The organism is Rhodococcus sp. KB6 (genome assembly GCF_001445685.1).
Classification (GTDB): domain Bacteria; phylum Actinomycetota; class Actinomycetes; order Mycobacteriales; family Mycobacteriaceae; genus Rhodococcus_F; species Rhodococcus_F qingshengii.
This window is the reverse complement of record NZ_LNAK01000030.1, coordinates 1-10,926: the sequence shown is the minus strand read 5'-3', so window position 1 is coordinate 10,926 and position 10,926 is coordinate 1. Positions and strand designations below refer to the sequence as shown.

The window sequence follows — 10,926 nt, the reverse complement described above, 5'->3', positions numbered from 1 at the left end:
GGGGGGGGGGGGGGGGGGGGGGGGGGGGGGATTGTGCACGCCGAGCTTGGTGTTCAGTTCACGGCCTGCGTATTCACTAGCGGAATTCGTTCCGTGGCTTTGGCCCCCCTCATTTGGCACCACCAGCGACGGGTGGTCACAGGGTCGACCTTGGGGACCGCGTCGCCAGAGTGATCAACCCACTGACCTCGGGATGAAGTGCTCGTTGTGCAGTGAATGAGGTCGAGCCGCTGTTCTGGCGCTCGCCCAGTAATGCGGGTCGGCACGCGCGAAGGCGACCTATCGCAGGTTCAACGGTTAACCTCCCGGTCAGCCCCCCCGGCGGTTGGTAGTCAATTCGTGCCACGTCCGAATCCCCGTGTGGCTTGGATTGCTTGTGGCAGAAGAGTATCCGATTTCGGTCATTTCGGGCGAAATTCGGAAACTATCGCCCAAAAGTACTAAGGGATGACGGGGCGGCCAGTTGAGTCGCGCGATCCCGTGAATGGTCACGTGGCAACACGAGCGCGGAGTGAATCGATCTCCCGCGACGCCAATTCAGTTACGTTGTCTGCCAATTCTGTTCGACTGCTCGACCGGTTCTCCGACTTCCAGTGGAGGCGAAGGACCCTTGCACTGCGACTAAAGTATGAACTTTTCGCCTTTCCTTGACTTTGTCGGCAAAGTGAGAAAACTGGTACCTGTTCTAGGGATTTGGGATGTGAGGATTCTCGCCGGCACTGGACGCAGGATGCGATTCTTCTGCATCGCTGCGAAGGCTTACCCTACATCGATCTTCTACCGCCGACCATGTGTGGACTCACTGAGCTGAAATCTACCCTCGGGCTGTCCTGCAACGGTATTCGAACCTGCCTTGCTCCGAGAAGCAACACCCGGAATGGCGCTGTACCGAGTTCGTTCTGTCTACGAATAGGGAGGAGGAGTTTTTCTTTGCGATGATGCCGCGATTCGAAATCTCTTGCGACATTTCATCTTGTTGAACGTCAATCGTTTCTCAACGAAAGAAAAGGTTCACAATGACTGTATCTCTCGCTCGGCGTGCCGGAACGACTGCCGCGATCTCTGCGGCAGCATTAGGGTTGGTGTTTGCGGCCACGATGCCGGCGTCGGCCCACAACGTGACGACGAATTACAACAACGCCTGCATGGGCGACCCCAATTCACTCATTGCCGGCAATGTTCACCAGCCGCTTCAGGCTCACTCAATGTCGGTTGCGCACTCGTCGTCGACACCGGGCACCTACACGATTCAGCCAGGCTCGCAAACCGTTCCGACCAGTGGTGGCGGTGCCACCGTCATCAATCTGAATCGATTGAACCTCGTATTCAAGATCGATCCGGCAACCTTCACCTCAGCGTCTATCGTCTCCGGGACGGGCAGTGGATTCAGTGGCACTCCGGTGGTCACTCGAGTGAACGCAAGTGGTGCTGCCGACGCTACAGGGTCCTACCTTTCCCTCAATGGCGGAGTCGGAACAACGATTGCGGGTGCGAGTCCGGGCGGCTCGAATACCTCTGATGCCGGTTTGACCGCGCTTGCCGGCGCCACCTTCACGCTGCCTTCGGTCCAAGTTGTCACGACCTCCTCCAACCCGGCGGTTTACATCAACACCGACGGTGATGCCGGGAAGTACGCAAACCCGAAGAATTACATGACGTTCTTGTCGAAGGCGACATTGTTCGGAACTCAGTACGCCCCGACGATGTGCTCGGCAACGGACGTCACGCCGCGGACCGACTCGAATATCGGTTCCGTTCTGACGCCGAACGGCGGAGCAGCCAACCTGCACCCATGATTGCCGGCACTGGTGCCGCGCGCCGAGTCGATGTGACCTCCAGCGTGCGCTGAACATGCAACGTCGCAGTGCTCGGTGAGAAGTTGCCCCACGCCTGTTCGGGCGTGGGGCAGCCTTCGTTCTTTCGGCGACTTCAGTACTGAAGTACGGCCTTGTGCCCGTCGCTTCTCTGTGGCAGGCGTGTGACCCGGGCCGGTAACCCTTTAGTCGCTAAGTCGAGGCGCTCCCTCGATCTCGGTCCCGCGCTCGCGGCGCCACAATCGACGACGCTGAGTTCCGTGGCCGACTTACATCGTCGACCTCGGGCACATCAAATTCTCCGGAGCCAACGGTGCGACTCAGAGTCAGGCCAGGTAAGGGCGGGTTTAACGGTCCCGCCGGATGGATGTGAGAGAGCCTGAACGCAAACCAAAATTCAGTGACAGTGCGCCGTACAAGTGTTTACAGATATCGCAGTATCGTTCGTTGACCGTTCCCCCCGATATGCGCTTTTCGATGAAACCAAGCAAGATGGCCGTGGCACCCAGAGAATGCTGTTGACCTGCATCGGAGATAAGGTCGCGCCTACCTAGGAGCCTGTGCTGCTCCACCTACGATTCTATCGTCGAACGAAGATCGTCGGTGCGCGGCATTGAACGCCTGAATGATCTGCTTTGTGATCCCCCCAGACGGAGACACTGCATAGTTATGTATCTTTGCCCAGCTGAGTACGGCCTGCAGTTGCTGCTCCGCATGTGCGAAATCGAGGGATTTCTCGACACCTCGGGATTCTGCATCGACAGCCCTGGTGTCGATCCGTTGTGCACAAGCGATGTATTGCCGGAGAACAGCTTTCAACTTTTCCGCATTGGCTGGCCTCAGATCGATCACGTAATCCGTTCCGCGGAAGGAGAATTCAATCCTCTCGTTGACCTCATCGGCGACAGGCATTCCGTCCAGATCGTCGACACACTGTAGAATCAGTCTCTCCACCAAGACGCAATGCTCCGATCTGTCTGTTTGATCCTCAGCGTATTCGTCAACTTTAGCGTGGACGCCGACCGGGTCTAGGACTCACGGCAAGTGGCTCCTAGGCGTACTAGAAGACAGGTGCGCGGAGCCAGTGGGTGATCGCCGCAGTGCAGACTGTGACGGTATATGAGTGGACTTTTCGTATCGACGAGGTCTCCGTCAAGATACGATTCGCTCAACCGCGATTGGAGACGCTCGTGACCTTCCCCGACGTCGAGGTACCTCTGTTCCGGCTCGATTACAGCGATGACCAGACATGGCACGAGGTCGTGCGGGAAGCTCTCGGTCCGGCTTCCGATCGCACAGACCCGCTGACCATTGTAGAAAGCCCCGAATTCGACGGGATGGATATCGACGAACTGCTGGCGCGCCTCAACGAGGACGACCCGCGGTATCAGTTCTTCGTGGTCGCCGATGCTTCAACACTCGTGGATGCGGACCACCCGTTCACCGTCATCACCGCCGCCAACCCTCCCGGGAGACTATCCGTCTCGGCCTACACTTTGTCGGGCGTCGTAGTAAACCTGTGGATCAGCAATCTCGACTTCGAGGACTACAGTGCGGCGGCTGACTCGGACGGGGTGTACCGGGCAACCCAGCCACAGCTCACCGAGCCTCAGGAGCAGATGACAGAAGTCGATGAAATCGTCGGGGCGATGGGCGACGGTCCGTGGCCCGGGGCGCTCGAGGAGTTCCGAGTCGGCCTGCTGGATTACCGTGCCCGGGCAGGATTTCGTGTGTTCACTTCCCTCGTCGATGCCCGTCGTCTGTACGAGAACAGCTCCGAGCGTCCCATTTCGGACTACTCGAAGTACTGGGATGTGTACGGACACGATGAGTACCTCGACGCGCTTCGCGAGGGCGGTCAGGTGCTGGTATTCAGGTTCGATCTGATGACCGGACACCGCGATAACCACTGGAGTGCGATTCTCGACCCGCCCACCCTCCGTGTGCTCGGCGCCGAGCGGTGGATCAAGCACTCAAGCTAGGCGGCATGACGAGCCGGAAAGCGCTGCGGTGCTTCAAAATGCCGTCATAGCCTGGACAAACATTCGTTCAGATATGCTCTGGGCGCTATGCCGCAGTCTGCTGTAGTAGGTCCCGCCGATAGACCGCCTTGTCGCGGAGCGTCGCCCACAACACATTCAACCGCCGTCTCGCGAGCGGAGCCTGCCTGCGTATGACGTTTCGCTCTGCTCGTTTGCGGTCATCGGAGAGCTTCGACTGGGCGATGTGCCGGATACTGAGCTGCGCCGACAAATAGAAGGCTCGCAATAGTCGGGCGGACGTATCTCCGCAGTCGCCGAAAATTTCCGCTGACCCGACCAGAATCGCGCGGCACCGGCGCCAGTCTGGAAATTCAACCCGCCTGTCGGCGCTCCTGAACGCAGACACATCACCCCCAGCCCCGGCGAGAGTTCGGCACCGAGCAACGGCCCGAAGCCGGCATCGATGCGATCACCTCCGGAGACCGGTGCCGACTGAAACACTCCTCGACCGAAGAATCCAACTCTCGTAGTTCAACATTCAGGTTCAAAATCTGGCGCGCCGACCGACGGACTGTCGATGCTGCGACATCTTGACCGCCACCCGCCGACTGCCCATGTGCGGCCTCGAACGCAGTATCGGCAAGCCGATAGGCGTTGAAGCCGCTCGAGGTCGTCTCGGTGTCGGGACAAGAGTTGCTAGGGTTGCCCGGTCATTGGAGAGATTCCTATCGAATTGGAGACGATGTTGCATGGCTGAGAGAGTGATTCGCCAACTTATCGACGATCTCGACGGTAAGCCCATTGACGACGGATTCGGCGAACGCATCCAATTCTCGTATCAGGGGTCGGACTACCTGATCGATCTGCGGCCGACGAACGTCGACAAGTTCAACGCCGCCCTCGAGCCTTTCGTGATGGTGGCCGAGAAAGTCGGAAAAGCACGCCGCGGCAGTAAAGCCGATGTGACGGTGAAGAATACCGGTTCAGGTCGCTCGAAAGAGCAGTTGCAGGCAGTGCGGGACTGGGCAGTTAAGAACGGCTACGACGTGGCTCCGCGTGGTCGGGTCAAAGTGGAGATCCTCGATGCCTTCGACGCTGCGCACTGATTCGATCCGTTTGCTACAGGCTGGCCTTCAACACTGATGGAAAGCGGGTGATGGGAATGGACTTTCGCACACTCTCATCGGCCTGGTCCGGTGTGGATTCCGTCATTGTTGTCATCCCCTGTGCGAACTGTGGGTGTTTCCAACAGAAAACACCTACGCATCTCGCACCCTTCCGCAGCCGAAGGAAGTCGAAGCGTGTCGCCGACACAACCGTGGGTCACAGGCCCACTCCGACTGCCCACCAAGGGCGACCGCGATTGGGCGCAGTCATCTCCGGGTACAGTTCCGCAAGCGGCCTGCGGAGTGCGCGCATACAAATCCAGTCGGTCCACCGTCGACGTCTTGCTGCTCATTGTGCAGGCTGCACCGCAACCGTCAGTCCAGATCATCCCCCGAGTTCCCTTGCGGGCGAGTAGGCCTGGCAAGGGAAGTAACATCGACGGCGGTCCATCGGTCGCTCCTCGTTGAGCCAGACACCGTCTGTATCTTTGTTTCCGCGAATCATCGATGGGGCTGCGGTCGGTCGAACCTGCGTTTGCCAGCACTATCGGCGACGGCTCAGGCGGAATGGAGCGACTGGAATGTAATCACGAAGCCGTCGATGGTTTCACGTACAGCTTTCTCATCGTGCGGTGCGAGGCTCGGGTCGTCGTGGCGTAGAGCGCTCATGATTCGACTTGCTTCGGTGGCGTCGACGGTCAGGGCGCATTTCGACGGTAGCGGTGCATCCTACGACTGCGACGGAAGTGGCGGAGGGCAGAGATTTGGAGTAAAGCGCCGACCGTATGCGAGTGGTGTGGCGAAGCCATCCCGGACGGGGAAGCGCCCCACGTCTCGCAATGACGTCGTCAATTCGACCCCGGACGCTCGGTGGCGCGGTTGGGAATCCAGGTCCAGGTTACGATCGGGCACGGCTCGGCGAAAATGTGCGGCGCTAAGTCGGTAGACTCGTCGTGTTTAATGACCTGAAGTTGCGGGCAGCATGGTATTTCCCCCTCGGACAGACGTCACCATCTAAGTCTGCGGGGTCTGTTGACTGCGTGCCCCCTAGTCCGGCAGGGGTGCGCATGGTCCGTCCGGTTGTTACTGACGAGCGACCGGACGGACCGCCCATGTTTGCACTGTGAATGGGTGGGGCATTAGTGGTGTGGTCCATCGGAATGAACCCCATTTATTCTCACCGGTGGACCCTTGATCTGCGTGTCGAACTTTCATCGGTCCCGACACGCATGGTCCGCCGACGGGATGTTCACAGCTGATGTCGGCGGACCGCCAAGACTGCGCGCCCGTCCCCGACAGTTCGTGCGCGCCGCCCATCGAGCTGCGGTCACGCTCCGGCGCCGGTGGGCACCTGGTTCCCCGCGCCACAGTCGGTGCGCTAGTTCCGCTCCGCCTCAGGGTGTGGCCCGAGAGGACCACCGAGAACCGCGTGCCGCCTGAGTGGGCTAGATCGGGCACGCATGGCCCAACTGGGACGGCCCGGGCAGCCGTGATCTGGTTTGGGCCACCTCTTGTCCAGTTGGTACGGGTTGGCAGACTAGGAAACGTGAAGCACCGAAATTTCGATCACAACCCAGAGCTGACCGAGGCCGTATTTCAATACGGTTCAGACGGCTACGAACTGTCTGTCGCCGAGGCGAAGCGCCTGATGTCGGAAATTGAGACCATCATGAACGGGGGAGGATCCGGCCTGATTCGTGCGACGATCGATGGCGCCGAGAGGGCATTCCTCATCTCGGCCGGAGCGCTCGTCACCTTCCATGTCCCCATCGCAGTCCCGGGGGAAGACCCGGAGGCGTAGCTATCGGTCGCTCGGTCGCATCCCATCTCACGGCGAGCATCGCGGAATGGTTCTGTACCTGATGCGCGTGTATCGATCCGCGTTGTCGGTGTGGGTTTGCACTCATTCAGGGATTAGGCGCGGATGTCCATCCTGGACATCGCATTTCCTTCGATAACGAACGTGAACGTACTGGGTCCGTTGAAGCCGTTTCCGCCGACCCGAGCGGAGACGGCTGTTTCCGAGGTTCTGCTGACGAAGTCGAGGACAGACAAGGTCACCTGTTTACCAATGAATTCCGTTTCATTCCACGTGCCGATCTCGGCGCGGCCGGTGAATTCACGCCGCCAGTCGTCGACGACTCCGGCGGCAGTGAAGGTCCTGAGGAAGGCGTCGGTGTCTCCGTCGTTGGTCGCTTCGATCAAGGCTGCACCGGGTGCCGGCAGCGTGGCGGTCATCGGTCTTCTCCTCATGCGAGCGGAAATTAACGAGCTTGGTGTCAGCGGGTGGTGTAGCCGCCGTTGGCGAAGATCGTCTGTCCGGTGATCCACCATCCGTCGTCTGCGAGGAAGCGAACGATCGGAGCGATGTCTTCGATCTGGGTCAACTGATTCTTCATTGCCTGGGATTTGTGGAAGTCGACGCGTTCGGGGGTTTCTTGGCCGTAGAAGAACGGTGTGTCCATCGGGCCGGGGGCGATGCTGTTGACGGAGATTCCGCGCGCCGCGAACTCTTTGGCTGCCGCCCGGGTGAAGTGTTCGACCGGGCTTTTTCCGCCGGCGTAGGTGGAGTATCCATCGGTGAACGCACCGAGTAGTGCGGTGACGATGGTGATGACCTTGCCGTCGTCATTGAGGCGTTTCCCTGCTTCTTTGATGAAGAAGTAGGCGGCTTTGGCATTGATGTCGAGCATCGAGTCGTATTCGGCTTCGGTTGTTTCGATGATGGGTTTACGTAGGACCTTGCCAGCGGTGTTGACTGCAATGTCGACACTTCCGAACACGTCGATCGCGGTGTCGTAGAGGCGTTCGACGTTAGTGGGTACGGTCAGATCGGCCTGGAACTTCACTGCTTTGACGCCGGCCGTTTCGACCGCGGCGACTGTTTTGTTTGCGTCCGCTTCGCTGCTGTCGCTGTTGTAATGGACCGCGACGTTCACCCCCTGGGCAGCGAGGGTGGTGCTGATGAGTCCACCGAGGTTCTTGGCGCCGGCTGCGACGATCGCTGACTTGCCTTGCAGTGAATTCGACATGCTTGCTCCTGTAATCGACAGTGTGACAACATCACGCTACGGATCGGATTCACAATTGGTAAGCACACAAAATGGGTTATTCAACAAACAATGTTTGTATGTCGGAGCTCAGAAGGTGAGGTATTTGTGGACGTTGATGACCAAGGGATTGATACGGGACGATCGCCATCACCGCTCGATCTGCGCCGTCTCGCTCAATTCGTTGCCGCGGCGGACCACGGAAACTTGACCAAGGCAGCGCGGTCACTGTTCATGTCTCAGCAAGCGATGAGTTCTGCGATGCGCTTGTTGGAGAAGGAGGTCGGCGCCGAACTCTTCACGAGGCAGGGTCGAAGTGTCGTCCTGACGGCGGCCGGCCACAAACTTCGAGAAGGCGCACCCGCGTTGCTGGCAGCGACGGAATCGCTGTCCGCGGCGTCCCGCCGTGCGGCGCAAGATCGAGTGCCGGCATTCGTTGTTGGGCACACTCCGGCGGTCACGTCCGAGGAGGCATTTGATCTGGTCGCTTCGGTGCGTGAGGTGATGCCGGAGCTCTCGATCACGGTTCGGCAGTTGTTTCCCGGTGAGATCGAACGTGCGTTGATCGATCGGACGATCGATGTCGGGTTGCGGCGCGGGGTGAGTACGCCAACCGATCTCGCCGCGGCTGTTCTCGGTTACGACAAGCTTCGGCTCGCTGTCGATGCCTCTCACCCCCTTGTAGGGCGCAAAGACCTGACCCTCGCGGACATAGCGAAATTCACTCTGATTGTCTGGGCGCCGCCTCAACATTCCTTCTACACGGATTTCCTCGTATCAGCCTGTCGGCGAGCTGGGTTCGAGCCAACACTGGTTGTGAACCCAATCCAAGGGACGCCCCCCGTGACAGCTGTCGTGGGCAACGACTACGTCGCACTTGTCACCGCACCAGAAGGTCAAGCGTTGGGCGGCAGGGTGAGCGTGCTGGGGCTGAGCGATGCGCCGATGGTGCCCGTTCAAGCACTCTGGTTGCCGCACACCATTTCCGCCGCTCGCAGTGCACTTTTGGGATGACCGATCAGTCACTGACGAAATTTGCGGCGACTGTCGCAGCGAGGTGTGCTTTGGGGTTCGGTGTCTTGCCGGATCTCTCGTACTTGTGCCGGTGATAAAAGCAACCGAAAGGATGGCAACGAGTGAAGCGTCGACCTTCAGCGCAGCAGCATTCTGCGCGAAACGGTAAACCCGCATCAACTGACGTTGCGCCCTCGAACACGACGAGTTCGAGACCGGCGCCTCCCGATCTCGTTGCGGACAGCACGGGCAGCGACTGACTGCGCGTGGGCGGATTGTCCGGTCGAACGCGAAACGGCTTTCGAACACCATGAACAACCAGTTCAACCTCGGGGGCGGCGAACGACAAACAATGATGCTCGTTCCCGCCATGTTGCCCGCTCCAGCACGCCAAGTATCAGCGTTGGTGCGAAATCAACTTCGATGCTGCTCGACGCCACGACACTCGACCGGCGAAGTGGCCAGGATGCCGGTTTTCGCCGACGACCCGCAGTAGCTTCGGCTAACAACGCGCCTGTGAGCGATATCCGAGAAGAGGTTGCAATGCATCCTCGACGAGTCGATGCAATGGCGACTTAGACGTCCCTTCTTCTCGGGCAACAGGACAGTAAAATGTTGGTCTACGTCAACTGTGTCGACACGCGCGGGATATTTGGCCCTGTGAATTACTGCGGAGTTGCTCTGCGAGAATCAGATGCATGACCGAGAACAACGGCAAAACGAGCGGTGCGATAAGTGTGGGTTCCAGGGTCAGTGTTACGGCGCCTGGAATCGAGACCGAGGGGAGCGCGGTATGTACGGGCGTGGTCATTGAGGACTACGCCGACATGGTCATCGATTCCGGATCGGTGGGGCGAGATTGGGCTCCCGTGCATCGGTGGGCGATCGCACTCGATGACGGGCGACTGATATTCGCCAACGACGAAAATCTTGCTGCCGCGGACTAGAAGCTTCTCCGCACGAACTCGTAGGAGTTCTCCTGAGTTCGGTAGCTGGCAGCTGTGTCGGAAGCGGATTGTCGCGGAGTTCGGTAAATTTCCTGGTGTGGAGCAGGCGTCGACGTTGCGGGATGCCCAATTGGGTGAGGCCTACGTAGACCTTCCGCTCGATCGAGAGGCGCTGCAGTTGAACCTCACTCTGCAGCGACTGAGTGCCTAGGGAGCGGGACGATTACGTAGGACTGCGGTCGCCGAAGACACCAGGCTGTCCAACCACCCTCCACGTGGTTCCCCGTAGCGAGTGCGTATGGCTGGTGGCGCGATTACGCGACTCGATGATAGTCGGTCCACTGCAGGGCCCGTTCGAACAAGTTGAACACCTAAGATGTACTGCCCTAGCCATCCGGCGTGTGAAGTACTCCGTTCACTCGCACTGGAATTGGGGTACCTCCAGTGTCTCCTGCTGTGCGGCGCCGTATTTCGTCCAGGATTTGCTTGTTCGACATTTGTTGCAGCGACATCCTGGTAGGGGAAAGGGGACGGTTCTCTTCTTCGGTCATGTAGCCGGCGGCAATCAGCACTTCTTGGATCGGCGCATCGAACAGCACTGCGACTTGCCGAAGAACTTGCGGGGATGGCGACCGCACGATCGTTGCCCAATGACGCAACAACGACGGATACACCCCTAGTGCCCGCGCAGCCTCCTCGGTGCTCTCGTAGCCCCGAGCATCGATCTGGCCGCGAATCCACGCTCCGAATCCTGTGCGCATGGCCAGTATTTTTCCATGAAGGCCTGGATCGATATCGACTGTGCGCCACGAACGGCGAACTTTCGCCGAAAATTTGTGAATGCAATCTTCGCCATCGTCACCGTCAGCAAGCTCAACGCGAACACATGGGACTGAATCGCCCTGGGTCTGATGGAGGCTCTGGCTATTTGATTTCAACCAAGGCCTGCTCACCCTGCTCAGTAGCGTAGAACGTCTTCTCGTACTCTGCTGGCGGGATGTCGCCGCAGTGAC

The 10,926-nt window shown here is 59.2% G+C and carries 10 protein-coding genes; 6 read left to right on the top strand and 4 right to left on the bottom strand.

All coding sequences use genetic code 11. The features are described from left to right. Positions 1 to 1,016 precede the first annotated feature (1,016 nt). Positions 1,017 to 1,796 carry a hypothetical protein gene (locus ASU23_RS06700; RefSeq protein WP_058037596.1) on the top strand — a complete coding sequence of 260 codons (780 nt, stop codon included), beginning with the start codon at positions 1,017 to 1,019 and terminating at the stop codon, positions 1,794 to 1,796. A 564-nt stretch (positions 1,797 to 2,360) separates the two neighbouring features. On the opposite strand, the gene ASU23_RS33245 is transcribed toward ASU23_RS06700, so the two are convergent. After that, a complete protein-coding gene (locus ASU23_RS33245) occupies positions 2,361 to 2,768 on the bottom strand; it encodes a histone-like nucleoid-structuring protein Lsr2 (RefSeq protein ID WP_082661356.1) in 408 nt (135 codons plus the stop codon). Positions 2,769 to 2,902: 134 nt separating this feature from the next. Between ASU23_RS33245 and ASU23_RS06690 the strand changes: the two genes are divergently transcribed. The 3 genes from ASU23_RS06690 (at position 2,903) to ASU23_RS06675 (ending at position 6,703) form a co-directional block, all read left to right on the top strand. Beyond that, entirely contained in the window at positions 2,903 to 3,796 is an 894-nt protein-coding gene (locus ASU23_RS06690; RefSeq protein ID WP_156423111.1) for a hypothetical protein, read from the top strand. Between the two features lie 749 nt (positions 3,797 to 4,545). Beyond that, a complete protein-coding gene (locus ASU23_RS06680; protein ID WP_058037592.1) occupies positions 4,546 to 4,902 on the top strand; it encodes an Lsr2 family protein in 357 nt (118 codons plus the stop codon). A gap of 1,546 nt (positions 4,903 to 6,448) precedes the next feature. Beyond that, complete coding sequence (locus tag ASU23_RS06675; protein WP_058037591.1) at positions 6,449 to 6,703, top strand: hypothetical protein; 255 nt, start codon at positions 6,449 to 6,451, stop codon at positions 6,701 to 6,703. Positions 6,704 to 6,816: 113 nt separating this feature from the next. Here the strand turns inward: ASU23_RS06675 and ASU23_RS06670 are convergent, their stop codons facing one another. Continuing rightward, positions 6,817 to 7,140, bottom strand: a complete 324-nt coding sequence (locus tag ASU23_RS06670) for a hypothetical protein (RefSeq protein WP_058037590.1) — start codon at positions 7,138 to 7,140, stop codon at positions 6,817 to 6,819. 41 nt (positions 7,141 to 7,181) lie between these two features. Then, on the bottom strand, positions 7,182 to 7,934 hold the full coding sequence (locus ASU23_RS06665) for an SDR family oxidoreductase (RefSeq protein ID WP_058037589.1): 753 nt from the start codon (positions 7,932 to 7,934) through the stop codon (positions 7,182 to 7,184). 126 nt (positions 7,935 to 8,060) lie between these two features. Between ASU23_RS06665 and ASU23_RS06660 the strand changes: the two genes are divergently transcribed. After that, entirely contained in the window at positions 8,061 to 8,966 is a 906-nt protein-coding gene (locus tag ASU23_RS06660; protein ID WP_253741235.1) for a LysR family transcriptional regulator, read from the top strand. Positions 8,967 to 9,664: 698 nt separating this feature from the next. Then, positions 9,665 to 9,913, top strand: a complete 249-nt coding sequence (locus ASU23_RS06650) for a hypothetical protein (protein ID WP_058037587.1) — start codon at positions 9,665 to 9,667, stop codon at positions 9,911 to 9,913. Positions 9,914 to 10,299: 386 nt separating this feature from the next. Here the strand turns inward: ASU23_RS06650 and ASU23_RS34750 are convergent. Beyond that, the coding region (locus tag ASU23_RS34750) for a hypothetical protein (RefSeq protein WP_253741233.1) at positions 10,300 to 10,926 on the bottom strand (627 nt) is incomplete at its 5' end.

Coding starts and splice junctions, on each gene's coding strand:
- ASU23_RS06700 (WP_058037596.1), top strand. CDS start 1,017: ATGACTGTATCTCTCGCTCGGCGTGCCGGAACGACTGCCGCGATCTCT.
- ASU23_RS06680 (WP_058037592.1), top strand. CDS start 4,546: ATGGCTGAGAGAGTGATTCGCCAACTTATCGACGATCTCGACGGTAAG.
- ASU23_RS06670 (WP_058037590.1), bottom strand. CDS start 7,140: ATGACCGCCACGCTGCCGGCACCCGGTGCAGCCTTGATCGAAGCGACC.
- ASU23_RS06665 (WP_058037589.1), bottom strand. CDS start 7,934: ATGTCGAATTCACTGCAAGGCAAGTCAGCGATCGTCGCAGCCGGCGCC.
- ASU23_RS06650 (WP_058037587.1), top strand. CDS start 9,665: ATGACCGAGAACAACGGCAAAACGAGCGGTGCGATAAGTGTGGGTTCC.